The organism is Lentzea nigeriaca (genome assembly GCF_016907955.1).
Taxonomy (GTDB): domain Bacteria; phylum Actinomycetota; class Actinomycetes; order Mycobacteriales; family Pseudonocardiaceae; genus Lentzea; species Lentzea nigeriaca.
In genome coordinates this window covers 51,431-76,309 of sequence record NZ_JAFBCX010000018.1, presented here as the reverse complement: position 1 = coordinate 76,309, position 24,879 = coordinate 51,431, and the positions used below count along the sequence as shown (strand labels likewise).

Genomic DNA, 24,879 nt, shown 5'->3' with positions numbered 1-24,879 from the left:
CGATAGTGAAACTCGCTTCCGTGACCGTCGACGGCGTCCGCCGGGCCGGAGTCGTGGACGAGGCCGAGCAGTCGATCGCACTGCTGCCCACCACTGTGGACGACATCGTGCGCGGAGGCCCGGCGGGTGAGCGCGGCGACGTGCTGCCACTCTCGTCAGTCCGCCTGGAGTCACCGCTGCACCGCTTCAACCGCGACGTCCTGTGCACCGGCTGGAACTACGTCGACCACTTCGAGGAGTCGAAGGGCAGGCGCGAGGGCCAGGATCCCGTCGCGCTGCCCGAGCACCCCACCTTCTTCACCAAGGGCCCGGACACGGTCATCGGCCCGTACGACGACATCGCCTACGACCCGGACATCTCCCAGAAGTGGGACTACGAAGCCGAAATCGCCTTGGTCATCGGCCTCGACGGGCGCTCGATCCCCGAGGAGAAGGCCCTCGACCACGTCTTCGGCTTCCTCGTCGCCAACGACGTGTCCCAGCGCGACCTCCAACGCGCGCACGGCGGACAGTGGCTCAAGGGCAAGAGCCTCGACGCCACGATGCCGCTCGGCCCGTGGATCACAACCGCCGACTCCGCCGATCTCACGGAGATGCAGGTGCAGTGCGAGGTCAACGGCGTGCTGCTGCAGAATGCCTCCAGCGCGCAGATGGCGTTCTCGTTCGCCCGGATCATCGCCGAGCTCAGCCACGGCATGACCCTGCGCGCCGGGGACGTGATCCTCACCGGCACGCCCAGCGGCATCGGCAACGCACGTGAGCCGCAGATCTTCCTGCGTGACGGCGACGTCGTCGTCACGCGGGTCAGCGGCCTGGGCGAGCTGCGCAACACCGTCACGCTGACCGATAAGCTCACCCGCAGCTGATCAAGGTGAGGAGAGGGCGCTGAACGTCGCGGTGACCACCGAACCCGGCCCGGCGGCCCCTGCCGGGCGCGACCGGCTCGGCCCGCTGATCGTCACGATCTTCGGCCTGTACGCGCGCGGCGAGGACAACTGGCTCTCCGTGGCCTCCGTCGTGCAGCTGATGGCCGACCTCGGCGTGGAGGGCCAGGCCGTCCGGTCGTCGATCTCCCGCCTGAAGCGCCGCGGCGTCGTGCGCAGCGACCGCCGTGACGGTGCCGCTGGCTACGCCCTCTCCGAGTCCACCCTGGACACCCTCGCGGAGGGCGACGCCCGGATCTTCGAACGCCGGCGGGCGACGCTGGACGACGGCTGGCTCGTCGTCGTGTTCTCCGTCCCCGAGTCCGAACGCGAGAAGCGCCACGCCCTGCGCACCACCCTGACCCAGCTGGGCTTCGGCACCGCCGCCCCCGGCGTCTGGGTGGCACCGGGCAACCTGGCCACGGAGACCAGGCGCACCCTGGAACGCCGCGGCCTCGCCGAGTACGTCGACATCTTCACCGGCGACCACTTCGCGTTCGGCGACCTGCGCTCGAAGGTCCGCGCCTGGTGGGACCTCGACGAGCTGGCCGACCTGTACGCGGACTTCGTGCGCCGCCATCGCCCGGTCCTCGACGCCCTGCCGTCCGGCGTCACCACGCCGGAGCAGGCCTTCCAGACGTACGTGCCGATGCTGACCCAGTGGCGGCGCCTGCCCTACAGCGATCCCGGCCTGCCGCTGTCGCTCCTCCCGCCGGGGTGGAACGGCGTGACGGCGGAGACGTTGTTCGAGGAGCTCAACACGAGGCTGAGCGCACCGGCGCGCGAGCACGCGCTGGCCGTGATCCACGGGCTCGGGTAGCCACTCTTTCATCTCCGCTGGTACGCGGCTCCGACCTGGGTCACCCAGCGGAACCGGCCTGCCACGCCACGTCGCCAAGGCCCAATGGCTGCGTCCTTTCGGCCCTACCGAACAGGCCATCTGCCACGGGCGGGCAGGGCCTGTCGGGTGCTGTCCTGGGGGACCAGTTCCCACCCTCAGGAGGCGGCCATGTCCGGTCTGCTCGTCAAGCACTTCGACACCCCAGAGGAAACCCGCCCCTTCGAGCAGGGCATGGGTCAGCTCGACCTGCTCAACATCGACTCCGGCCCCGTCGGGCGCGCCGTCTTCCAGCCCGGCTGGCGCTGGTCGGAGCACGTCAAGCCGATCGCCCAGACCGACAGCTGTCAGGTGGCCCACCGGGGCTACTGCGTGTCGGGCCGAATGAAGATCGTCATGGACGACGGCGAGGAGCAGGAGATCGGCCCCGGCGACCTCATGGTCGCGGCGCCGGGACACGACGCGTGGGTGCTGGGCGACGAGCCGTGCGTACTGGTCGACTGGGAGGGCGAGAACGAGTACGCCAAGCGGCGCTGATCATCCTTTGTGGACGGCGCCGGTGGTCTTCACGCGGCGCACGAGCGGGCCTGCGCCCAAGCCGTGCAGCAGCACGCTGCCCAGGACGCAGGTCACCGTGATCAGCAGGATGGTGTCGGCCGCGTCGCTGCTCGGCAGCTTGTTGAACGCCAGCAGGCCGAAGACGATCGACGTGGTTCCACGCGGGCCGAGGGCGCCGACGAGCAGGCGTTCGCGTTGCGACAGCGTCGAGCCCAGCAGGGAGACGTGGACCGGCACCATCCGCACGACGGTGAGTACCGCCGCGCAGAACAGCAGGACCTGCCAGGACACCCCGTTGGAGTAGACGAGCACGGCGGCGATGCCCACGACGAACCACATCAGCATCATCAGCACCGAGGTGACGTCCTCCAGCAGGCGGAAGTTCTCGTGCATCGAGCTCGCGCCGTTGTGCTCGGTCGCGGTCTGCCGGATCCGCCGGGCCGTGGCCGTGCGGTGGACGTAGCGGAACGCGATGCCGCAGACGAAGGAGGCGACGAAGCCGTTGCCGTCGATGAGGGCCGTCAACGCGTAGGTCGTCAGGGGCGCCAGCAGCACGATGACGCGGCCCGACTGGTCGGTGAGCCAGCCGGCGCGCTGGGCGCGGTCCATCAGCCACGCCAGCAGCGAACCGACGACGATGCCGACGAGCAGGGCCTTGAGCGCGAACGGGACGACGGTCGCGAGCGCCTCGAGCGGGGTGCGCTCCTGGGTCACGTCGCCCGCCATGAGCAGCGCGAACAGGAACAGCGGGGAGACGATACCGTCGTTGTAGCCGCCCTCCACGTTCAGCACGCTGCGGACCTTCGCGGACAGGCCGCGGTCGCGCACCACGCGTTCGGCGGGCGCGAAGTCGATCGGGACGACGACCCCGGCGATCAGCAGGAGCACCGGCCAGGGCAGGCCGGGGAACAGCGCCCAGCCCACCAGCATCGCCGCGCCGAGGCTCAGCGGGAGCGCCAGGAACAGCAGGCGGGCCACCACGCCCGGCCAGTTGCCCCAGAACCGGCCCGCACGGACCTCCGTGGCGTCGACGAACAGCAGCACCGCCAGGATGATCTCGGCCACGTACTGCACGGTCTCGGTGTTCAGCACGGCGTTGATCGAGTTGTCGTTGAGCAGGCCCACGACGACACCCGCGACGACCATGATGATCGGCGCGCCGAGGTTCCACCGGTCGAGCCGGCCGGCGGCCAGTGACCGCACCGCGATGGCAAGGGCGATGGCGAGCAGGAAGGAGTTCATGCGTGGTGTTCCTCGTCGACTGGCCGCAGGGTGCGCGCAAGCCTAGCGTCCACTGAGGACACGTCCCGGCACGGCTCCCCCGCCGGTCGGGGGGCCGCTACCAGCCAGTCGGCCGGTTGTGCCTGATGGGCCCCGGATGATGCGGGTGTTGCGAGATCCACGACACTGAGCAGGTGCGGGATCCAGGAGAAGGCATGATCCGGGTGGTCGTCGTCGACGACGAGGAGCTGGTGCGGTCGGGTTTCCGGCTGATCCTGCAGGCGGCGGGCGACATCGACGTCGTCGCCACCGCCACCGGCGCGCAGGCGGTGCGCGAAGTGAGTCTGCAACGGCCCGACGTCGTGCTGCTCGACATCAGGATGCCCGACGTGGACGGGCTCACGATCCTCCGCGAGCTGCAGCGCCTCACGCCGCCGCCGACCGTCGCGATGCTGACGACGTTCGACTCCGACGAGTACATCTCCACGGCGCTGCGGTCGGGTGCGGCGGGCTTCATCCTCAAGGACACCGGGCCCGACCAGCTCGCGCAGATGGTGCGGACGCTGGCCGCCGGCGGGGTGGTGCTGTCGTCGAAGGTCAGCAGGACCGTCGTGGACGGCTATCTGGGCTCGGCGGCGGACTCGGGTGCCGTGACGCAGGTCGAACAACTGACCGAGCGGGAACGCGCGGTGCTCGTGCTGATCGCCGAGGGACTGTCCAACTCGGACATCGGCGTCCGGATCCACGTGAGCGTCGGCACGGTGAAGGACCACGTCAGTGCGATCCTCACCAAACTGGGGGTCGGCAGCAGGGTGCAGGCCGCACTGGTCGCGGAACGGGCGGGTCTTCTCGCGGACGGCCGGTCGTGACGCGCCGGCTGCCCGCGTGGGTCACCTCCGCCGCGCTGATCGCGGTGGCCGCGGTCGAGGGAACGCTCACCGCCCTCACCGACATCTCCGAGACGACGACCCTCGACCTCGTCGTGACGGTGCTCGCCGTCCTGGCGCTCGTGGCGCGCGACCGGTGGCCGTTGCCGGTGTTCGCCGCGACGCTGCCCGCCGCGGTGCTGGCCGGTGCGATCGTCCCGATGATCGTCGCGCTGTACTCGGTGTCCGCCCGCTACCGCAACTGGTGGTTGCTCGCCGGCTGCGGCCTGCTCGCCGCGGGCAGCCTCGCCTTCCCCCTGTCCGACATCAGCGAGACGTTCTTCACCACCGACGTGCTGCTCGGCCTCATCTACATGACGATGACGGCTCTCGCGCCGATCCTGCTCGGCCAGTTCCTGCACACCCAGCGCGAGCTGGCGCTGCGGCTCGAGGAGGTCAAGCAGGCCCGCGAGCACGAGCGGCGGATGGACGCCCAGGCGATCCTCACCCAGGAACGCAACCAGCTGGCCCGCGAGATGCACGACGTCGTGTCCCACCAGGTGAGCCTGATCGCGGTGCAGGCGGGGGCGCTCCAGGTCAGCACCCCTGATCCGAACGTGAAGCAGGCCGCCGAGAACGTGCGGCAGCTGTCGGTCAACACGCTCGACGAGCTGCGGCACATGGTGAACCTGCTGCGCGCCTCCGGCACCCCGGCGACCGAGCTCGCTCCCCAGCCGAAGCTGACCGACCTGGAGCGGCTCGTCGAGGGCAGCGCGATCGACGCCCGGCTCGTGGGCAGCGCACCGTCCACTGTGGAACCGGCTGCGCAGCGCGCCATCTACCGCACCGTCCAGGAGGCGCTGACCAACGTCCGCAAACACGCTCCCGGCGCCAGCGCGGTCGTCGACATCAGCCACGACGACACGGACCTGACCGTCACCGTGACCAACACGCCGCCGACCAGGCCGGCGCTGGCGTTGCCCAGCGCCCGCCACGGTCTCGTCGGACTGCACGAACGTGCCGCGCTGCTCGACGGGAAGGTCCACACCGGACCGACGCCGGACGGCGGTTTCCAGCTGCGGCTGCAGCTTCCGCTTCACTCCGTCAGCAGCTGAGTCGCGGCGAACTTCGCGTACAGCGGATCGCTGACGACCAGCTCGTCGTGCGTGCCGACGGCGCGCACCATCCCGTTGTCCAGCACCACGATCCGGTCGGCCTTGGTGACCGTCGACAGCCGGTGGGCCACAACCAGCACGGTCGCCGTCTTGGCCACCGTCGTGACCACCTCCCTGATCGCCATCTCGTTCACGGCGTCGAGCTGCGAGGTGACCTCGTCGAGCAGCAGCACGCGGGGTCGCCGGACCAGGGCACGGGCGAGCGCGATCCGTTGCCGCTCCCCACCGGAGAGGTGGTTGCCGCGGTGCCCGACCGCGGTGTCGAGGCCGTCCGGCAGGCGTTCGACCAGCGTGTCCAGCCGGGTCTGCACCACGGCGTCCCAGATCTCCTCATCGGTGGTTTCGGGACGGCCGTAGACGAGGTTCTCGCGCAACGTCCCGGAGAGCACGGGTGCGTCCTGTTCGACGTACCCGATCGACGCCCGCAGCTCCTGCAGCTCCCAGTCCGCGAGAGCACGGCCGTCGAGCAGGATCCGGCCGGCGTCCGGCTCGTGGAACCGCTCGATCAGCCCGAACATCGTGGACTTGCCCGCGCCGGACGCGCCGACGAAGGCGGTCATGCCACCGGCGGGAACCTCGAAGCCGACGCCGCGCAGCACCTCCGGCCGCTCGGGTCCGTACCGGAACCGCACGTCCTCGAACGCCAGCGACACCGCACCGGAACCGGTCTCCGCGGCCTGTCGCGGAGCCGGTTCGACCGGCATCCGGTCGACCTCGGCCAGGCGGCGCACCGCGGCCAGCCCGACCTGCAGCCTGGTGCCCGCGTGCAGCAGCTCCCCGATCGGTTCGGTCAGGTAGAACAGGAACAGCAGGAAAGCGACCAAAGTGGACAGTGAGATCGCACCGGTCGCCACTCGTGCGCCGCCGATGGCGAGCACGGCGAGGAACGAGGCCTGGATCGCGAGGCCGTTGGAGCCGTGGACGATCGACTCCCACCGCGCCGAGCGGATGCCGGCCCGCCACGCGCGTTCGGCGCTGTCCTCGATCGCGGCGATCTCCCTGGTCTCGGCACCGGCCGCCTTGACCGTGCGGAAGGCGCCGAGTGCGCGCTCCAGCCGTGCGCCGGTCTCGCCGACGGCCTCCTGGGCGGCGCGGGACGCCTTCTCGATCATCGGCATTCCCGCACCGGCGAGCGCACCCACGACCACCAGCACGAGGGCGGTCACACCGAGCAGGACGATGTCCATCGCGCCCATCATCACGATCATCACGACCGTCGTGACGGCGCCGGTGACCAGCCCGACGAGCGCGTTGGTGCACACCTCGCGGAGCAGGGTCGTGTCGCTGGTGAACCGGGACAGCAGGTCGCCGGGCTCCGCCCGTTGCACGGCGGGCACCCGCAGCGAGACGAGCCGCCTGGCCAGCCGCTTCCGCGCCACCAGGACGACCGACTCGCCTGCGCGTTCGAGCAGGTACTGGCCCGCCATCGCGATCGCGGCACCGGCGAGCGCGAGGCCGACCAGCAGCACGAGCAAGCCGGTGATCTCGTCGCCCGTTCCCAGCCGGTCGACCAGTGCCTTCGCCGCGAGCGGCTGGGCCGCAGCGGCCAGACCGGCCAGCAGGACGAGCGTCCCTCCGAAGAGGACGGTGCGCCGCTGCGGCCTGGCGTATGACATGAGCATCCGCCAGGCCGTGCGGTCGAACTTGGCGCGCACGGTGAAACATCTCCATCGTCGGTGATCGGTTCGTTCCGATCTTCGACGTGGCGGTGTGGCCGCGGTATCCGCGCACCGGCCGGTCAGTCCAGCCAGGCGGCTGGTGTCCTACCGGCCGGCGGAGTCTCCTGCGAGGCGCGCGCCCACCGCGTTCAGGGCCTCCGTCACGGGCTGGAAGAACGTGACGCCACCGTTGCGGCAGTCGCCGCTGCCACCGGACGTCAGCCCGATCGCGTCGCCGTTGCGGGCGAAGAGCGGGCCACCGCTGTCCCCGCCCTCCGCGCACACGGTGGTCTGGATCAGGCCGGTGACGCTGCCCTCCGGGTAGTTCACCGTGGCGTTGAGCCCGGTGACGCGTCCGGTGCGCAGCCCGGTCGTGCTGCCCATGCGCTGCACCTGCCTGCCGACCTGCGCTTCGGCCGCGCGCCGGATCCGCACGGTGCGGCCGCCGCCGGTGTCGACCTCACCGGGCGCGTCGGTGTTGCGGTTGTTGTAGGTGAGCAACGCGAAGTCGCCGTCGCCGGGGAACGTCGACTCGGCGACGGTGGCCGCGGCCCTGCCACCGGCCGACAGCGAGAACTGGCGACCGGCGGCCGTGCAGTGGCCCGCGGTCAGGAAACCGGGCCTGCCGTCGTCCGTGACGACGTTGAACCCGAGCGAGCACCGGCTGCGTCCGGCGAAGATCGCGTCGCCGCCCTCGGCGAACGTGCGGAACACGCCCGGCGCTCGCCGCAGGCTCGCCTGCGAACCCAGTGAGTCCACAGTGGACACCAGCGTGTTCCACCGGTCGCCCGTGACGGTGCTGTCGGCCGTGACGATCACCTTGTTCGTACCGGGGTCCACGGCCCAGGCCGTGCCCGGCATCGAGGCCTTCTGCCGCAGGGTGTCGGTGGCCGACTTCGCCCGCTCCGGCCCGCCGGTGTCCTGCGCCGCCTGACTGCTGGCGAACGTGACGCCGGTGATGATCAACGCCAGCGCGCCGACGCCTGCCGCCATCACCTTGGCCCGGCCGCCCTTTCGGTGCATGCCCAAGACTGACCTCCACGATTTCAGAATTCCTCCGTCTGCCGGAGAAAACGGCTATCGCGGCACCGGTGGTTCAATTCGGATTTCCCGTACCAAAAGGTCACTCTTTCGGCAAGACGCTGACCGTCTCATCCTTTCTGCCAGGTGTTTCGCGGTTCGTGCCCGACCGGCTCGTCCCACCCGAATCGCCGAACGCCCCGGATTGCGTGCCCGTATTCGTCGGTGCAACGGCTTCGCTCATCCGATGCGAAGTTCTCTCCCACGGTTCAAGGAGCCTGCAGTGAGCGAGAAGAAAAGCAACAACTCGAAGCACGTTGTTCTCGCGGCGACGTTCGCGGCGGCCATCGGCGCCGGACTGGTCCTGGGCGCCGGCACCGGCCTTGCGGCACCGGCGAACAACAACAAGATTCAGCTCGACGCCCAGGCACAGGCCAGCCTGGCCAAGTGCAACACCGCCCAGCGCCAGGCGGTCGAGAAGGCGCTGCAACAGGCGAACGCCCAGCAGCGCAAGGCCGCGTTGCGTGACCGCCAGGCGCGGGCCGCGACCCAGACGGCGAACAAGCGCACCGAAGAGGCCGCCGCCGCGAACAAGCAGGCCGTGCAGAGCAAGAACAACAAGCAGCAGGTCCAGGCCGCGCAGAAGACCGCCCAGCAGCGCACCCAGCAGGCGAACAACGCCAAGCGGGTGAGCCAGGCTCGGGCGAAGCAGGCCGCGGCGGCCAAGAAGAACGCGCAGCAGCTCGCCCAGCAGGCCAACAACGCGGCGAAGGCCTGCGCTAACAACAAGTAATCCCTGAACGTCCGGGGCCGGCGCTCCTAGTCCGAGGTGCCGGCCCCGGCGGCCCCAGCCCCGGCGTGCGCGGTCAGGAGGCCGGCGTCATGCGCGAGGATCGCCGCCTGCACCCGGTTGGCGCACCCCAGCTTCGCCAGGATGCGGCTGACATACGTCTTCACCGTGCCCTCCCCCATGAACAGCTTCCGAGCAGCCTCACCGTTCGACATCCCGAGCCCGATCGTGACCAGCACCTCGCGTTCCCGCTCGGTCAGCGACCCGACCAGCCGCCGCGCAGCACCGGTGTGCGTGTCGTCGGCCGTCAGGTATTCGTCGATGATGTCCTTGGCGACCCGAGGCGACAGGATCGGCCCCTCCGCCGTCGCCGAGCGGACAGCGTGGATGAGTTCGCGCGGGCCGCTGTCCTTGAGCAGGAAACCCTTGGCGCCCACGCGGAGCGCTTTGGCCACGTAGTCGCGTTCGCCGAACGTGGTGAGCATGACGACCTTGATGTCCGGTGCGCGCGAGGCGAGCAGTTCGACCGCGGTGAGCCCGTCGGTGCCGGGCATCCGGATGTCCATCAGCACCACGTCGACGTCGAGCGCACAGGCCAGTTCGACGGCCTCGGCACCGTCGCCGGCCTCGCCGACGACCTCGATGTCCTCCGCGTGCCGCAGCAGCATCCGCACTCCGGCGCGCAGGAGTTCCTCGTCGTCTGCCACCAGCACTCGCAAAGGCTTGTGTTCCATGTGATCCCGTCTCAGCGCTCGTTGAGGTGGAACTGGGTTTTGTCGATCAGCCGGTCCTGGCGGAAGCAGTACCGCTCGAACGTGATGACCGGGCCGGTTCCGACGTAGTGGTACGAGTACCAGCAGGTGGCGTTCGGCGGCCGTTTCGGTTCGAGGCCGCGGGCGGCCTGCCGGGCGATGACGTCGTTGCCCCCGGTGAACGCCTTCACCTCCGAGGCCGGGGCGCCGAGCGCGATGGTGTCGAAGGACTTGACCGGCGGGCCGACGTCCTCGCAGGGCACCGCGTTGAAGGTCACCATGATCAGCGCGGTGGCGGCGATCGAGCCGAACGCGGCCAGCACGGCCTTCCCCGCGGTCGTCCACCGGTCGGAGCCGGACTTGGCCGGGTGCTGCTCCTGGTCCGCCGCTTCGGTCTCGGGAGCGCTCGGAGCGGTGATCGTCAGGGTGAGGCCCGCCCGCAGCAGGAAGCCGCCGCCGGGGACCGGGCCGGCCGCGAACGTCCCGCCCAGCAGGCGAACCCGTTCCCGCACGCCGACGAGTCCGGAGCCGGTGCCGGACGACCCGGCGCGCTCCTGGCCGCCGTCGTCGACGACCTCGATCAGCACCCGTTCGTCGTCGTGCCTGACGATGACCATCGCCGCGGCACCGGCAGCGTGCCGGCACACGTTCGTCAGGCCCTCGCGGACGACCCTGTGCACCGCCTGGCGGATCGGCGGCGCGGCGTCGACCAGGTCCGCGCCGGTCCACGTGAGGCGCACGGTCAGGCCGGCGGCGCGGAACTGGTCGACCAGGCGCGTCACGTCGGCCCTGGTGCCGATCTCGGCGGCGGGTTGCACGGTGCTGTCGCCCCCGTCGTTGTCCCGCAGCACGCCGAGGGTGGTGCGCAGCTCGTCCATCGCGACGCGCACGGTGCCGCGGATCAGCCGGGCCTGCTGACCGGTGCCGGATTTCGCGGCGTCGAGTTCGAGGCTGCCCGCGTACAGGGAGATGAGGCTGAGGCGGTGGCCCAGCAGGTCGTGCATCTCCTGCGCGATCCGGGACCGTTCCTCGAGCTTCGCGGTGGACGCCGCGAGCCGCTGGTTCGCCCGCAGGTAACCGGTCTGCTCGCGCAACGCCCCGACGAGCCGTTCGTGCTGGCCGAGCAACGTCTGCGCCATGCCGGGCACGATCACGCACACCAGCGAGGCGATGCCGAACACCAGCAGGCCGATCGGCCACTTGAACTCCCACGCCACGACGCCGACCACGATGGGCACCAGCACGGCGACGGCCAGCACCGTCACCTTGCGCCGCACCGGGGCGACCCGCTGGGCCGCGAAGTACGCGGCGAACACCAGCGCGACGCCGGTCGCCGGGTACCAGGAGAACAGGGCCGAGGCGAGCAGCAGGCCGGTCGCGGGGAAGCGGTGGCGCAGCATGATCGCCACCAGCGCGGCCCCCGCGACCAGCATGCGCACCCCGACGCCGGTGTCCTCGGGCCGGGGACCGAAGGCGAACGTGAGGCCGATGAACGTCATCGTGACCACGAAGACCGGCAGCGCGGCCTCCTCCGCCACCGGCCTCGCCCACGCCGGCAGCCGCGGTCGCGTCACCACCAATGCAGCCATGTCAGGTAATACGCACCGATCACCGTCCCGGACTCACTGCGCCTGCGGAATGCTCAGGCACACCGTGGTCGGCGGCTCCGCGAACACCATCGCCTCGCCGCTGTCGCCACACGCTGCCTCGTCCGCCTTCCCGGCGACGACCTTGGTGACCTTCGCGGCGTATTCACCCGTGCAGTCCTGCTTCACGCCGAACGTGCCGTCGAGCTCGAGACAGGTGCCTTCCGCGACCTTGGGCATCAGGCACATCTTCTGCCCGGCGCCGTCCGTCACCTCGTAATAGTCGCTGTCCTCCCCGCCGGGACACGACTCGCTCGCGCTCGCGAGCACCTTGCCGACCTTGTACATCGAACCCGTGCCGCCGCAGTTCGCGGCGGCGACATCGGTGTCGTTCGACACCGTCACGCAGTCACCCGGCTGCGCGTGGGACTGCGCCTTCGTGAAGTGCAGAACCGCGAACCCCACGGCGACGAGAACGACCACGGCCACCGCGATCAGGACCGGCAGGGAACGCTTGGCGGACTTGGTGTGCATCGGGGTTTCCTTCCGCTTCCGGCCCGTGCTCGGGCCTCCTGGGCAGGCGTACGGAGGTGTGCTCGCGCCGCGTTCACGCGTGCGCGGAGGAGTGCACGATCGGCTCGCGACGGCGAGACGGCCGGACGACCACATCGAGACGATCGGCGACTTGCGGCCGGGCGGTCGCGTCTGCCCGTGTGGTCCGTCACCCGGCGGGGCGCCTCCAGCCGACCGACGGGGTGTTCCGGACGCCCGGCAGATGGTCGCGGCGGGGCCTGCGCCACGAAGCTGGTGGCACACGAGTTCAGTCCTTTGTGGTGAGGAGACAGGTCATGTTCAACCGGATGCTGAGCGCCCTCGGAATCGGCGGTCCGTCCGTCGACACGGTCCTCGACTCGCCGCACGCCGTGCCAGGCCAGGTGATCGCCGGCCAGGTCCGAGTCCAGGGCGGCAGCTCGGACACCGAGATCGAGCAGGTCGTCCTCTCGCTCGTGACGGGCAACGAGGCCGAGTTCTCCCGCGTCGTCGTGCAGCAGGGCGTGCGGGTTCCCGCCAACCAGCTGGTGTCGATCCCGTTCCAGCTGACGTTGCCGTGGGAGACCCCGATCACCGCGGTCGGCGGCATGCAGCTGCCGGGCGTGAGCGTGGGCGTGCGGACCGAGCTGACGATCGCGGGCGCACCCGACAAGGGCGACCTCGACCCGATCATGGTCGGGCCGCTGCCGTCGCAGAACAAGGTGCTGGACGCCTTCGGGCAGCTCGGTTTCACCTTCCGCGGCACCGAGATCGAGGCCGGCCGCCAGGAGCTCGCGTTCTTCCCGCCCGCCCAGTTCGCTGGCGGCGTCAGCGACGTGGAGCTGACCTTCGTGGCGAGCGCGGACGAGCTGTACGTCGTGCTGGAGGCCGACAAGCTCAGTGGCCGGTTCCCCTCAGGGGACACCACCGGGCAGATGCGGCTCTCCCACCAGGAAGCGCAGGTCACCGACTGGGCGTCGGCGATCACCGGCTGGCTGACGCAGGTCGCCCAGCGCGGCCGGCTGAACCCGGCCTTCGGCAACCAGCAGGCGCCCTTCGGCAACCAGCAGGCGGGTTTCGGCAACCGGGGCTACGACCACGACGGCTACGGCCAGCGGCGTGGGCCGGGCATGGGCGGCATGATGGCCGCCGGTGCGGCCGGTGTGGTCGGCGGCATGGCCCTCGGCAGCGTCGCCAACGACTTCTTCGACGACGAGGACTGATCCCGTGGCGATCTCCGGAATCTTCAGCGCCCTCCTCGTCGGACTGGTCATCGGCGCGCTCGGCAGGCTCGTCGTACCGGGGAAGCAGCGGATCCCGATCTGGATGACCATCCTCATCGGTGTCGTCGCCGCCCTGCTCGGCACCTTCGTCGCCAACGCGTTCGGTGTCGGGGACACGCGCGGCATCGACTGGATCGAGCTGATCATCCAGATCGCTCTCGCCGCGGGTGGCGTGAGCCTGGTGGCCGGAATCTACGGCCGCCGATCCTAGACCGGTGCGGCAGGCGTCGCCGCCCACACCTACGCCTGCCGCACCACCTCCGCCGCACGGGCGGCACGCCGCGCCAGATCGGCGAACGCGTCCCGCAGAGCTTGTGGCGCAACGACATCGACGTCGGTGTCGAACCGCGCCAACCGGGCGGCGAGCGCGGCCCAGGACCACGACCCGATCCGCAAACGAGTCCTAAGTGGACTGATTTCCTCGGCGACGCCGTCGCCGAGGAAGGGCGCCACCTCCGCGATGGGACTATGCAGCACCACTTCTCCCTCGCACGGCCAGGCGTTGGTGTCAGATCCCTTGAACCTGGCCGCGAGAAAGGCCGCGACGTCCCCGCCGGGCACCTCCCGCGGCGTGAAACGCGGCCCGTTGGGGATGCGCAGGGTCATCCGGTCGGCCCGATAGGTCCGCCAGTCCTCCCGTTCGGCGCTCCAGCCGACGAGATACCAGCGACCGGCCCTCACCACGAGATGGTGCGGCTGCACCCGGCGGGCCGGTTTCGCGTCATCTCCCTGACCTGGTGAGTGGTAGTCGAACCGCACCTCTTCACGCGCACGGATGGCGCTGCTCAACGCGAGCAGCACCTCGGTGTCCACCTGGCGTCGCCTTGGTTCCGCCGTGGTGACTTCGAGTGCGTCGACGCGGCGGCGCAGGCGGGCGGGCAGCACCTGCCGCACGGTGACCAGGGCACGCGCGGCGGCCTCCTCGATCCCCGCCCCGGTGCCGACGGCGATCCGCAACGCCACCGCCAGCGCGACCGCCTGGTCCTCGTCGAACAGCAGCGGCGGCACCTCGCTGCCCGCCTCCAGCCGGTAGCCGCCGTCCGGCCCCTTGATGGCGTGGACGGCGTAGCCGAGCTCGCGCAGCCGGTCGACGTCCCGGCGCACGGTGCGTTCGCTGACGCCGAGCCGTTGCGCGAGCAGCACGCCCGGCCAGTCGCGACGAACCTGCAGCATCGACAGCAGGGCGAGCAGGCGGCCGGAGGTGGTCGCGGAGGAGGCGATCGGCATGGACGAAGCCTCGCACAAGTAGCGGACGTTCCCTGTCCGCTACTGCTGACATCGTGGTTCTCGTCGCCGGAAACCTCCCGCGGCCAGAACGATTTCCGAAGGACCACCATGTCGCTCAACGCAGTCGCCCACCTGAACTTCCGCGGCCAGGCCAGGGAGGCCCTGGAGTTCTACGAGTCGGTGTTCGGCGGCAAGGCCGTGATCGCCACCTACGGCGACTTCGGCATGCCCGCCGACCTGCCCGGCGCCCAGAATGTGGTGTTCGGCCAGGTCGTCGCCGACAACGGCTTCCGGGTCATGGCCTACGACGTGCCGGGCGAGAACGCGCCGCGGCCGCAGGGCACGACGCGCCGGGAGAACGGCGTGACCATCACCGACGAGCCGTTCTTCCTGTCCGTGCGTGCCGAGACGGTCGAGGAGGTCACCGAGCACTGGAACCGTCTCGCCGACGGGGCCACCGTGATCGAGGCCTTCGGTCCCGCGCCGTGGACACCCGGCTTCGGCATGCTCACCGACCGGTTCGGCGTGACCTGGATCCTCGACGTCGCCTGAGAACCCGCCGGGTGCGGCCGAATCCGGCCGCATCCGCCTCGGGAAAGGAGACAGCACGTGCACACCCGGTGTTCCTGCCCGTGCTGCCCGGTGAGGTGATCACCCAGCCGGTCGTCGACCACCTGCGCAGCGGCAAGGCGGCACGCATCGACGCGCGGTGAGTCCTATTCGGACGACCAGTCGACGTCCTCCCACGGCACCTCGCGCGTGCCGCGGTGCAGCAGGTAGGAGATCCGTTCGAGCAGCCACGGCCGTTGGATGCCGGGCCGTTCGAACCCGAGCAGCCGCCCGCGCCATCGCGGGGTCACGAGCACCCTGACCACCCGGTGCCTGCCGTGCTCGTCCGGTTCGGTGAGCAGGTCGGCCACCCTGCCGAGCGGGTTCCCCGCGCGGTCGCGGACCGTACGTCCGAGCAGGTCACTGGCCAGCATCAGAGGCTCCGGGGATGCGTCCGATCACGTTGTCGCGCAACCACAACTCCAGCGCGGGTGTGTCCAGCAGCTCGTGCCGGACGTCGAGCCAGAGGGCGCTGCCGATCTTGGCGACCCGCTCGAACGGGATGCGCAGCGGCTGCGGATCACCGGTCGTGTGCAACCGCCGTGCCACGGCCGCCATCCACCGGCCGAGCACTCCCCCGATCCGCCTGCCGAGCGCGTGGTGCCCGACGAGGATCGCGGCCACGACGGGTCGTCCGTCCGCGGCCGTGCCGAACTCGATGTCGTCGACCTTGCCGACGAGGTACCCGTCCAGATCGACGATCTGGCGGTCCAGGAGGTCGAAGTCGACCCTCAGCGGTTTGTCCGTCACGATCCCATCCCCGTCACGATCATCAGCGGCACCGCGGCGACCGCCACGACCAGAATGATCACCAGGTAGGTCACTCCCAGCACGTTGGTGAACGGGCTGTTCACGTGGTCGCCCAGGTAGTCGCGGTCGTTCGCGACGATCAGGATCGGCAGGTAGGTCAACGGCAACGCGACCGCGCTGAACACCAGCGAGTACTCCGTGATCGCGATCGGATCGGCCGTGGTGAGCAACAACGCCACCCCGAGCAACACGCTGATCAGCACGACGGTGTGGAACCGCGCGGCCTGCCGCGGCCGCACGAGCTTGCCCCACTGCCAGCCGAAGTACTGCGCCACCGTGTACCCGGCGGACAACCCGGTCTCGAGCGCCGCGCCGAACGTGGCCGCGAAGAACCCGAGGATCACCACGACCAGCCCGAGTTTGCCGACCGCCATCGCCACCGGCAGCGCGGTCTGCCCGAGCGTGTCCACGTGGACTCCGAGCGGCTCGTAGACGACCGCCGCACACCCCATGACCGCCAGCGACAGCACGCCGCCGAGAGGGAAGCCGATGAAGACGTTGACCCGCGAGATCACGAGGTCGCGCCGCGTCCACTTCTCCTCGACACCGCCCGAGGAGAAGAAGAACACCTCGTACGGCGTCATCGCCGCGGCGAACAGCGCGACGGCGAAGAACCCGTAGGTCGCCCAGTCCTCAGTGGCCGGCGGGACCGGGTTCGCGATCTGGTCCCCGAGCTGCCCCCACGGCGGATCGAGCGCGATGAGCGCCACGACGAACACGACGAGCGCGAGCCCGGCGAGCCCGAACACCCGTTCCATGGGTTCGAACTTCACCTTCCACAGCACAACCCAGAGCACGAACGCGGCGATCGGCACCCACAGCAGGTAGTGCACGCTCGTGGCCAGCTGGATCGCGAGCGCGACACCGCCGATCTCCGCGCTCAGGGTGAGCAGCGTGACCAGGTAGGACCCGGCCAGGTTGGCGAGGGCGACCCTGGCGCCCAGCCGTTCCCGCACGAGGTCGAACACGGGGCGGCCGCTGACGGCGGCGACCCGTCCGGACATCTCGGCGTAGAGGCAGATGCCGAGGACGCCGACCACGACGACCCAGGCCAGCCGCATGCCGAACCTGGCGCCGGTCTCGCCGTTGGCCACCAGGTCGCCGATGTCGACGAAGCCGCCGATCGCCGTGAGGATGCCGAGTGTGACGGCCAGGAACCGCTTCACCGCAGCCCTCCCAACACCGCAGTCAGCCGCTCCCGCACCCCGACGAGCCCCTCCGCCGCGGCGGACACCGCGCCGCGGTCGTCCTCACTCAACCCGGTGCCGAGGTCGCTGATCAGCCGGGCCGACTCCTGCAACAGCGGCAGCACCTCGTCACGCAGCCGCCGCGAGTCCTGGTCGGGCACCTCCGACTCGACGATGTCCGTGATCGCCGTGGCCACGCTCCTGCGCGCGTCTTCGAGCACTGTGGACTCGTACGGACCGAAGGCGTTGCCCCGCAGTGCGGTTTGTCCGGTTGTGTGCGCGGTGCCGACCGAAGAGAGCGCGTCCTGGACGCTCGTTTCCACTGTGGACCGGAACTGACCGGGTGTCTCCGGCCAGACCCCGGTCAGTACGAGAGCGAGCAGCACCGCACCCACGCTGATCAACACGGCCCACCGACGCGTTCGCACAACGAACGCTTACCCGGCTTCCGGCACTCCAAACATGTCCGGGCGGTAGCATCGGGTGACGTGCTGAAGCCGATCCACGTGTCCGACGAGATCCTCGACGACCTCAAAGCCCGCCTCGCACGCACGCGCGCACCGCTGGACGAGGGCAACGACGACTGGTCCTACGGCGTCCCGCGGAGCTACCTGAGCGAGCTGGTCGCCTACTGGCGCAACGACTTCGACTGGCGCAGGGCCGAGGCCGCGATCAACGCGTACGAGCACCACGAGGTGACCGTCGGCAACGTCCCGCTGCACTTCCTGCGCAAACCCGGCCGCGGACCACGCCCGATCCCGCTGATCCTCACCCACGGCTGGCCGTGGACGTTCTGGCACTGGTCGAAGGTGATCGACCCGCTCGCCGACCCCGCCGCGTCCGGCGGTGATCCCGCCGACGCGTTCGACGTGATCGTGCCGTCCCTGCCGGGTTTCGGCTTCCCGGGCCCGCTCACCGGCTTTCCCGACGTCAACTTCTGGAAGGTCGCCGACCTCTGGCACAGTCTGATGACCGAGACCCTCGGTTACGAGAAGTACGCCGCCGGGGGCTGCGACATCGGCGGGATCGTCTCCAGCCAGCTCGGCCACAAGTACGCCGACTCGCTGTACGGCATCCACATCGGCTCCGGGCTGCCGCTCGACTTCTTCACCGGGCCCCGCGCCTGGGACTTCGCCCGCAACCGTCCCCTCACCGACGACCAGCCCGCCGACATCCGGGCCCGGATCATCGAGCAGGACCGTCGCTGGGCGTCCCACCTCGCCGTGCACATGATCGACGGCGCCACCCTGGCGCACGGGCTGAGCGACTCGCCCGCCGGACTGCTCGCCTGGCTGCTCGAACGCTGGAACGCCTGGAGCGACAACGGAGGCGACGTCGAGTCCGTCTTCACCAAGGACGACCTGCTCACCCACGCCACGATCTACTGGGCCACCAACTCCATCGCCACCTCGATGCGCTACTACGCCAACGCCAACCGCTACCCGTGGACTCCCTCCCACGACCGCACCCCCGTGGTGGAAGCCCCGACCGGCCTCACCTTCGTCACCTACGAGAACCCGCCCGGCATCCACACCGCCGAGGAGCGCGTCCGGGCGTTCGAGAAGGGTTCGGCCTGGTTCAACCACGTCAACGTGAACGCCCACGACCACGGCGGCCACTTCGTCCCCTGGGAGAACCCGGACGCCTGGGTGAGCGACCTGCGCCGCACCTTCCGCGGCCGCAGGCCCTGAGGTCAGGCGCCGGGATCCACGCCGTGCAGCCGCAGGTAGGCGAGCAGCGGCGCGGAATGGCTGTGCAGGTTGGCCACGGGATACGCCTGCATCGCGACGCCGAGGTCTGGCAGGGCCCAGGTCTCGCCGGGCCGGTCGCTCTCCGGCGCGAGGTAGCAGTCGGGGCCCGACAGCGTGCCCATCCACGTGCCGGGATACGCGGCGGTGTGCGCGTGCAGGGTCATCCGCCGCCACTCGTCCCAAGCCAGGTCCAGGTCGTATCGGGAGGCAGCCCAGACCAGCGTCATGTTGACCGAGAACCACACCTGGCCCGACGGCCCGGCCGGCCACCGGTGCCGTGCGCCGAGCGGTGATCCAGTGCGGCACTTGTCGTCGATCGTGCTGAGCAAAGCCCGTGCCTGCGCGGGTGTGGCCGCACCGCACAGGATCGCCCAAGGCTGGACCTCCAGCCACAGGTCGTGATCACCGATCGGACCGGCACCGGGAGCGTGCGCGCGCCGGAACCACTGGCCGTTCCACTCCTCCGCGACACGTGAGCGAAGATCGGCCGCACGCTGCCGCGCCTCGGTGGCGGTGGCGTGATCACCGAGCTGTGCGGCGAGATCCGCGTACACCGGGAGCACCCAGGCGGCCATCGCCGAGTTGAGCACCGACTCGCCGCGCTCGATCATGAGCTCACGGTCCACTTTGGACTCGGTGACGGCCAGGTCGTTCCAGTCGGCGTTCAGGATGCGGACGTGCCCGTGCTCGCCGACGCCCACCTCGTCGGCGAAGAAGCGGAACTGGCGCCGCAGGTTCTCGGCGAGCGGCACCGGATCGGCGCCGTGGCACGGGTGGTACGGCACGGGGCGGCTGAACGCGGCGAGGTCGCCGGTCGCCGCGGCGTACTCGGCTGCCAGCCAGAGCGCCCACAGGTTCTGGTCGGACGGCCGGAACAGCTGGGTCCACGGTTGTTTGCGGCCGTCGAGCGCGTACGGCAGGTCGCCGTCCGGGCTGCCCCAGGCACAGGTGTTGCGCAGCACGGACAGCGCGAGGTCCGGTTCGAGGTGGACGAGTGGCAGCGCGTGCTGCAGCGGGTCCCTTGCCGCGCCGTTGAAACCGTGCCGGAACGCGTAGGCGGAGCCCTGGTTCAGGGTGTGACCGCCGAGAACGCCGTCGACGCACGCGCCGCCGGTGAGCAGAGCCGCGTGCCACTGGATCTCGGCGGGCGCTGCAGCAGGAAGACGTTCTCGCAGCGCGGCCAGGCTCGTGTCGTACAACTCGGCCGGATCCGCCTGCCCGTCGAGCAACCCGAACCGGAACCACACGGTCGTCCGCTCGCCCGGTGGCAGCTCGACCAGGCCCCCGACAGTCAACAGCCCGGACGTCGTCTCCACCCGATCGCCGCCGAGTTCCTCCAGCGCCACAACAGGGCCGTCCGACGGAGTCACATCCCGCGGCGGCCCGAACTCCAGATCCACCAGGCGTGGCCGGACGACCCACTCCTCGGTCACCGATCGGCGCAGCACCACGTCGCCCCGGTTCACCACGTCGACCTTGATCAGCACCCACGGGATCTCGCCCTCGGGACACAGGACCGTGCGCTCGACCGAAGCCTCCTCGTCGGCCACCGCGACACGAAAGAACGTGGGGCCGAACAACTTCGTCGCGGCGGTGTCGGTGGACAACGCGCCGAACCGGCCGATACCGGTGTGCTCGGCGAGCCACCGGCAGTCGAGGTGCTCGTCCCACACGCCGGCGAGGCCGTCGCTGTCGGTCACCAGGGTGATCCGGCGGTTGCCGACGTGCACCCGGTGCTGTGTCGACGGCGGGTCGATGATCGGATCCCAGGGCCGAGAGCCCGCCCGGTACTCGAACGCGGGCAGGCCCTCGGTCGTCGTCCACTCCCCGAACGCGCTCACGGTAGAAGCGTCGCGTCAAGACCGACGACGAGCTAGGTCCGTTCAGCGCCAGAAGCTCCGGCGGCGTTCGTTCCCCGCGGAGAACTCCCGCAGCACCTGCAGAGCCCGCGCCCACAGCTGGTCCACGTCCCCGCCCGCGTTGAGGTCCGCGACCAACCGGCGCAACGGCTCGTACATCGGACCCTGCGTGGTGGCGACGAGGATTCCGAGCCTGCTGGCGAGGTCGGCGAGGAGGTCCCGCCGTTCCCAGGCCGGCCGGCCCGCTTCCTTCTCCAGACGCCGGGCCTCCAGCACAGCGATCTCGCGCAGGTCCACCGGGTTGTCGGGCGCGACGGCCGGACCACTCACCTTCAGCCGCGGCGCGGCAGGCCGGAAATCACGTGTGATCCCTTGTGGCGCGGAGAGTGGCACAGCCGCGTCGAACCTCCCAGGAGCGGCAGGGGCAGCGGGCGGCGGTGCCCCGTAGCCGCCACCGGCGATTGCCATCGGCGCGGCGAATCCGGGAGCCTGCAGCTCCCACCCCGACGGCAGCTCGACCGGCTGCACCACCCGGTGCACGTTGCCATCCGACACCACACGCTCGTCCACCGCGACAAAAGCGGTGAAGCGGCACAACACGCCGTACTGCAACGAGATCCGCAAGATCTCCGGCTCCACCGCCTTCTCGCCAACGGCGTACCGGTCCTCCAGATCACGCAATGCCGCGCGAGCCCACTGCGCCCGGACCGCGGGCTCGGTGTGTTGGCGCACCACGACGTTCTCCTGCCAGTCCGCACCGTCCCGCGTCCGGCCGCACACGGTCAACGACTCCGGCACGGGCCCGCGATACCGGCCGAAGGCGACCAGCGGCACACCGGGATAGATGGCAGAAGGCTGCCTGGGCACCGAGGACTCCGGCGTCACCACCACGTCGGTGATCACGGGCGCGCCGATGCGGCGCTGGATGTGCGTCATCGCCTCGTCCAGGCGGTCCTCGCTCTCGACGAGCTCGCACCGGCCGGCGCCCTGCGCCGCCAGCCTGCCGAGGAAGCCCGCGTTGACGGCCGTGTCGATGCCGACGGCGTGCACCCTCGTCCGGTTGATCACCGGCGCGATGTCGCGCAGGAGCTGGTCCTCGTTGCCCACCTGGCCGTCGGTCACGAGGACCAGGACGGGGTCGCGTTCCTCGCTCGTGCGGGCCAGGAGCGTGAGCCCCTCGCGCAGCGGCTCGAACAGCTCGGTTCCGCCGCGCGCCTGCACGGCCGCGAGATGTTCGACAGCGCGGAAGCGGTGGCGGTCGGTGGCCGTGACGAGCCCAGTGCCGAGCTCGGCCGGGCGCTCCACCTGGTGATCGAAGGTCAGTACGGCGAACGTGTCGTCCATCGTCAGCGTGTCGATGATGCGGGCTGCGGCTCGCCTGGCCGCGACCATCTTCCAGCCCGACATGCTGCCGGAACGGTCGAGCAACAGCACCACGTCGCGCGGACGGACCGGGGTGGCGAGGTCAGGCGGCAGGACCGTCAGCTGGTAGGTGCCTGCGTCGCCGTCGTCGTCGGGGACGCACACGGCCGCGGTGCTGTTCCCCGCGTACGCCAGCCGCAGCACGAAGTCGCGGTCGACGCGTTCTCCCGGCGCGACCGTCACGGTGTTGCCCTCGGCCGTCACGGTGTGCAGGCTCGACCGCACCTCGCCGAGTCCGAGACCGGCCGGGTCGATCTCCACGCCGATGCCGAGCCGCACCGGGTTCGGGAAGCCCGGCAGCAGCACCGGCGGCGTGATCCGGGAGGCGTCCGGTACCACGTCGGTGTCCTCGGCGTACCCGTCGCCGACGGACGGGCCCGGCAGCGGCGTGCCCGGCACGTACCGCGGCGCCACCACGAGCGGGAACCGGAACGTGGCCGCGCCGTCCTCGTACACGAGCGGCCCGACCAGGCTCAGCTCGACCGTCACGTGCTCGCCCGCGGGGATGTTGCCCACCCGCATGGTGAAGACGTCCGGCCGTTCCTCCTCCACAATGGACGCTCTTCGGCCGGCCGCGATCGCGTCGTCGTAGGCCTGGCGCGCGGCACCGCGTTCCTGGAGCTCGGCCTCCACCGTGCGGTCGCCGGCGGTCATCTTCATGCCGGTGACGGCGGCGCGGTCCGGCAGCGGGAACACGTACGTCGCCTCGAGGGCCGTGTCGTGGGAGTTCACGAAGCCGGTCGTCAGCACGACCCTGCCGATCAGCCCGGTGATCGTCGCCCGCACGTCGAGGCTTTCCAGCGGCAGGTTGCCGCGGTCGGTGAGCAGCGCGCCGACACCCGCGTCCTCGGTCGTCCTGCCGATCCTGTCCTCTTCCGCGGACTTCATCGGGGCGACGGTGAAGGTCATGACGATTCCCTTTCGTTCGTGAGCAGACCACGGGCGGCCAGCAGGTCGAGCAACGGCCGGGCGGCGGCCGCGATGTCCGCGCAGTCGGCGGCGGTGGGCGCGCCCGGCACCAGGAGAACGGCACCGTCCCCGAGCGCGACGCCGTTCAGCGGAACCGCCTTCGCCTGGGGAGTTCGCCCAGGTGTGGCCACGGGGTCGGCCCAGAACCGGGGACGGACGTCGGGTCGCGGCGGTGGATCACCGGAGTCGAGCAGCCGGTCGGGCACGCGGGCGATCGCCGCCAGCGTCGGGTCGCCGGCACCCGCGAGCTCGGCCTGGATCTCGGCCAGCGTCCTCCCCTCCGACTGCAGTCTCTTCACCGCCACGAGCTGGAGCAGGTGGCGCTTGCCGTACAACGCTGTGCGGCCGCGCATCGCCGACGGCCGGTCGACCAGCCCCGTCGTCGCGTACCAGCGGACGGCCCGCCGGTCGGGCACGTCCCGCACGCGACCGTTGGGCGCGCCCGAGTACTCCGCTTCGAGTGCGGCGGAGACACGTTCCAGCAACTCGTCGAGCGTCCACACACCCCGATAGTGACACTGCAATCATGACAGTGTCAACGTTGCAGCGGCGAGTAGCGTGACTGACGGCACTGGTTGCTGAGCGTGACCAAACCCGCACCGAGGGGGCACGGAATGAGAGGCCTGGCAATACTCGCAACGCTCTTGTTGGTTCTGACGCCGTCCGCGGTCGCTTCCGCGTCGGCCGTCGTCGACTCCCACCGCCCGTCGTTCTGGAAGGGCGAGGTGCGCAAGTCCGACCCGCGGCTGCGTGACGTGCCCGAATGCCGCAAGAACGGGTGCGACCGCGCGTTCGTCTCCGTCCGGCTGCCCGCCGGCCTGCGGGCGAAACCCGGTGGGGTGGAGCTGGCGATCCGAGCGGTCGGCGCCACCCCGGACGACAGTCTCGGGTTCGCCGTCTACCAGGGATCCCGGCGCGTCGCGCTCGCCGACGCGCAGATCGGCCCCGCCCGGTCGGTGTGGCTGCCGAAGACCTCCGCGCGCTACACGGTCTACGTCTTCTACAACCCGTTCGTGCCCGAGCTGGGATCGGACGTCGTGAAGTACGAAGGCTTGCTGGAGAACGAGAACTCGCCCAAGCCGTCGTCGGCGGAACTGCTGCCGGACCTGGAAGCACTCCCCCAGCGGTACGCGACGTTCGAGACGCCACCGCCGTTCTTCGACGACGTCGCAGCGCCCGGTTCGTCGTGCTTCCGCAGCGAGGTGGAGGAGCAGAACGCGCGCAAGTGCCTGCGCTTCGGCCAGGCGATGGCGAACGTCGGAGAAGGTCCCGTCGACGTGCGGTACTCGACTCCCGCGGGTCAGCGTCCGCCGGAAGTGCCTGGCTCGCAACGCATCCACCGCGCCGACGGGACGTATCGCGACGTGCCGTCCGTGGGCGTCATGCATTACCACGCGATCCATCGGCACTACCACTTCGAGGACTTCTCGGTCTCCACGCTGGAGAACTCCGCCGGAACCGTTGTCGCCACGGGCAAGAAGAACGGTTTCTGCATGGCGGACACCGAAATGCCCTGGTGGGCGCGCAAGGGCAACGCGCGGCAGAGCTACCCGGCGCCGCGCTGCCTGGACCCGGAACCGACGTCACCGCCCGGTGTGGACGCGTTCAAGAACGGCATCTCACGAGGATGGGCCGACGAGTACTGGTGGGCGCTGCCCGACCAGATGATCGAGGTCAGCGCGCTGACCGACGGCACCTACACGTTGGTCACCCGCGTCGACCCGACCGACAAGATCCGCGAGTCCGGTGAGCGCAACAACTGCGTCCGAGTCGCGATCACGTTGTCCGGCTTGGCCACCGCGACGCCGAAAGCCCAGCTCGGGAGCATCACGAAAACCTGCTGA

At 70.4% G+C, this 24,879-nt stretch carries 25 protein-coding genes; 11 read left to right on the top strand and 14 right to left on the bottom strand.

Features of this window, described 5'->3' with window-relative positions; genetic code table 11:
- Positions 1 to 20 precede the first annotated feature (20 nt).
- The 3 genes from JOD27_RS37835 (at position 21) to JOD27_RS37825 (ending at position 2,298) form a co-directional block, all read left to right on the top strand.
- On the top strand, positions 21 to 866 hold the full coding sequence (locus JOD27_RS37835) for a fumarylacetoacetate hydrolase family protein (protein ID WP_204767163.1): 846 nt from the start codon (positions 21 to 23) through the stop codon (positions 864 to 866).
- A gap of 31 nt (positions 867 to 897) precedes the next feature.
- Entirely contained in the window at positions 898 to 1,743 is an 846-nt protein-coding gene (locus tag JOD27_RS37830) for a PaaX family transcriptional regulator (RefSeq protein ID WP_307830570.1), read from the top strand.
- Between the two features lie 189 nt (positions 1,744 to 1,932).
- On the top strand, positions 1,933 to 2,298 hold the full coding sequence (locus JOD27_RS37825; protein ID WP_204767162.1) for a cupin domain-containing protein: 366 nt from the start codon (positions 1,933 to 1,935) through the stop codon (positions 2,296 to 2,298).
- Here JOD27_RS37825 and JOD27_RS37820 read toward each other — a convergent pair whose 3' ends face one another.
- Positions 2,299 to 3,561, bottom strand: a complete 1,263-nt coding sequence (locus tag JOD27_RS37820) for a cation:proton antiporter (RefSeq protein ID WP_204767161.1) — start codon at positions 3,559 to 3,561, stop codon at positions 2,299 to 2,301.
- Positions 3,562 to 3,755: 194 nt separating this feature from the next.
- Here JOD27_RS37820 and JOD27_RS37815 point away from each other — a divergent pair, with 194 nt between their 5' ends.
- Positions 3,756 to 4,409 (top strand): response regulator, encoded by a 654-nt coding sequence (locus JOD27_RS37815; RefSeq protein ID WP_204767160.1) that lies wholly within the window; start codon positions 3,756 to 3,758, stop codon positions 4,407 to 4,409.
- Entirely contained in the window at positions 4,406 to 5,521 is a 1,116-nt protein-coding gene (locus JOD27_RS37810; RefSeq protein WP_307830569.1) for a sensor histidine kinase, read from the top strand. Before JOD27_RS37815 ends, JOD27_RS37810 begins: the two co-directional genes overlap by 4 nt.
- Here the strand turns inward: JOD27_RS37810 and JOD27_RS37805 are convergent.
- Together JOD27_RS37805 and JOD27_RS37800 are read right to left on the bottom strand one after the other, a co-directional pair.
- Positions 5,503 to 7,236, bottom strand: coding sequence for an ABC transporter ATP-binding protein (locus JOD27_RS37805; protein WP_307830568.1), 1,734 nt, complete (start codon positions 7,234 to 7,236; stop codon positions 5,503 to 5,505). The genes JOD27_RS37810 and JOD27_RS37805 overlap by 19 nt on opposite strands.
- A 108-nt stretch (positions 7,237 to 7,344) precedes the next feature.
- Positions 7,345 to 8,262 (bottom strand): S1 family peptidase, encoded by a 918-nt coding sequence (locus JOD27_RS37800; RefSeq protein WP_239570868.1) that lies wholly within the window; start codon positions 8,260 to 8,262, stop codon positions 7,345 to 7,347.
- Between the two features lie 280 nt (positions 8,263 to 8,542).
- Between JOD27_RS37800 and JOD27_RS37795 the strand changes: the two genes are divergently transcribed.
- Positions 8,543 to 9,052 (top strand): hypothetical protein, encoded by a 510-nt coding sequence (locus tag JOD27_RS37795; RefSeq protein ID WP_204767158.1) that lies wholly within the window; start codon positions 8,543 to 8,545, stop codon positions 9,050 to 9,052.
- Positions 9,053 to 9,078: 26 nt separating this feature from the next.
- Here JOD27_RS37795 and JOD27_RS37790 read toward each other — a convergent pair whose 3' ends face one another.
- From JOD27_RS37790 to JOD27_RS37780, 3 genes are read right to left on the bottom strand one after another with little or no spacing between them, the layout of a single operon-like run.
- Complete coding sequence (locus JOD27_RS37790) at positions 9,079 to 9,783, bottom strand: response regulator (RefSeq protein ID WP_204767157.1); 705 nt, start codon at positions 9,781 to 9,783, stop codon at positions 9,079 to 9,081.
- Between the two features lie 11 nt (positions 9,784 to 9,794).
- A complete protein-coding gene (locus JOD27_RS37785; RefSeq protein WP_204767156.1) occupies positions 9,795 to 11,390 on the bottom strand; it encodes a sensor histidine kinase in 1,596 nt (531 codons plus the stop codon).
- Positions 11,391 to 11,423: 33 nt separating this feature from the next.
- Positions 11,424 to 11,921, bottom strand: a complete 498-nt coding sequence (locus JOD27_RS37780; protein WP_204767155.1) for an LppU/SCO3897 family protein — start codon at positions 11,919 to 11,921, stop codon at positions 11,424 to 11,426.
- Between the two features lie 314 nt (positions 11,922 to 12,235).
- Here JOD27_RS37780 and JOD27_RS37775 point away from each other — a divergent pair, with 314 nt between their 5' ends.
- On the top strand, positions 12,236 to 13,141 hold the full coding sequence (locus JOD27_RS37775) for a sporulation protein (protein WP_204767154.1): 906 nt from the start codon (positions 12,236 to 12,238) through the stop codon (positions 13,139 to 13,141).
- 4 nt (positions 13,142 to 13,145) lie between these two features.
- Positions 13,146 to 13,412: a GlsB/YeaQ/YmgE family stress response membrane protein gene (locus JOD27_RS37770; protein ID WP_204767153.1), complete on the top strand. Its 267-nt coding sequence runs from the start codon at positions 13,146 to 13,148 to the stop codon at positions 13,410 to 13,412.
- A 29-nt stretch (positions 13,413 to 13,441) separates the two neighbouring features.
- On the opposite strand, the gene JOD27_RS37765 is transcribed toward JOD27_RS37770, so the two are convergent.
- On the bottom strand, positions 13,442 to 14,428 hold the full coding sequence (locus tag JOD27_RS37765) for a helix-turn-helix transcriptional regulator (protein ID WP_204767152.1): 987 nt from the start codon (positions 14,426 to 14,428) through the stop codon (positions 13,442 to 13,444).
- 108 nt (positions 14,429 to 14,536) lie between these two features.
- Here JOD27_RS37765 and JOD27_RS37760 point away from each other — a divergent pair, with 108 nt between their 5' ends.
- The gene (locus JOD27_RS37760; RefSeq protein ID WP_204767151.1) at positions 14,537 to 14,980 is read left to right on the top strand and encodes a VOC family protein; all 444 of its coding nucleotides are present in this window, start codon (positions 14,537 to 14,539) and stop codon (positions 14,978 to 14,980) included.
- Positions 14,981 to 15,144: 164 nt separating this feature from the next.
- Here JOD27_RS37760 and JOD27_RS37755 read toward each other — a convergent pair whose 3' ends face one another.
- Genes JOD27_RS37755 through JOD27_RS37740 form a run of 4 tightly spaced genes read right to left on the bottom strand, consistent with a single transcriptional unit; the run spans position 15,145 to position 17,441 of the window.
- Entirely contained in the window at positions 15,145 to 15,411 is a 267-nt protein-coding gene (locus JOD27_RS37755; RefSeq protein ID WP_204767150.1) for a PRC-barrel domain containing protein, read from the bottom strand.
- Positions 15,398 to 15,787 carry a PRC-barrel domain-containing protein gene (locus JOD27_RS37750; RefSeq protein ID WP_307830567.1) on the bottom strand — a complete coding sequence of 130 codons (390 nt, stop codon included), beginning with the start codon at positions 15,785 to 15,787 and terminating at the stop codon, positions 15,398 to 15,400. The genes JOD27_RS37755 and JOD27_RS37750 overlap by 14 nt, the downstream gene beginning before the upstream one ends.
- Entirely contained in the window at positions 15,784 to 17,013 is a 1,230-nt protein-coding gene (locus tag JOD27_RS37745; protein WP_204767149.1) for an NRAMP family divalent metal transporter, read from the bottom strand. Before JOD27_RS37745 ends, JOD27_RS37750 begins: the two co-directional genes overlap by 4 nt.
- On the bottom strand, positions 17,010 to 17,441 hold the full coding sequence (locus JOD27_RS37740; protein ID WP_204767148.1) for a hypothetical protein: 432 nt from the start codon (positions 17,439 to 17,441) through the stop codon (positions 17,010 to 17,012). Before JOD27_RS37740 ends, JOD27_RS37745 begins: the two co-directional genes overlap by 4 nt.
- A gap of 81 nt (positions 17,442 to 17,522) precedes the next feature.
- Between JOD27_RS37740 and JOD27_RS37735 the strand changes: the two genes are divergently transcribed.
- Positions 17,523 to 18,725: an epoxide hydrolase family protein gene (locus tag JOD27_RS37735; protein ID WP_307830566.1), complete on the top strand. Its 1,203-nt coding sequence runs from the start codon at positions 17,523 to 17,525 to the stop codon at positions 18,723 to 18,725.
- 2 nt (positions 18,726 to 18,727) lie between these two features.
- Here JOD27_RS37735 and JOD27_RS37730 read toward each other — a convergent pair whose 3' ends face one another.
- Genes JOD27_RS37730 through JOD27_RS37720 form a run of 3 tightly spaced genes read right to left on the bottom strand, consistent with a single transcriptional unit; the run spans position 18,728 to position 23,538 of the window.
- Positions 18,728 to 20,626: a GH36-type glycosyl hydrolase domain-containing protein gene (locus JOD27_RS37730; protein WP_204767147.1), complete on the bottom strand. Its 1,899-nt coding sequence runs from the start codon at positions 20,624 to 20,626 to the stop codon at positions 18,728 to 18,730.
- A gap of 42 nt (positions 20,627 to 20,668) precedes the next feature.
- Positions 20,669 to 22,975, bottom strand: coding sequence for a VIT domain-containing protein (locus tag JOD27_RS37725; protein WP_239570825.1), 2,307 nt, complete (start codon positions 22,973 to 22,975; stop codon positions 20,669 to 20,671).
- Positions 22,972 to 23,538 (bottom strand): MerR family transcriptional regulator, encoded by a 567-nt coding sequence (locus tag JOD27_RS37720; protein ID WP_307830565.1) that lies wholly within the window; start codon positions 23,536 to 23,538, stop codon positions 22,972 to 22,974. The genes JOD27_RS37725 and JOD27_RS37720 overlap by 4 nt, the downstream gene beginning before the upstream one ends.
- A gap of 141 nt (positions 23,539 to 23,679) precedes the next feature.
- On the opposite strand from JOD27_RS37720, the gene JOD27_RS37715 reads away from it, so the two are divergent.
- Positions 23,680 to 24,879: a lysyl oxidase family protein gene (locus tag JOD27_RS37715; RefSeq protein ID WP_204767145.1), complete on the top strand. Its 1,200-nt coding sequence runs from the start codon at positions 23,680 to 23,682 to the stop codon at positions 24,877 to 24,879.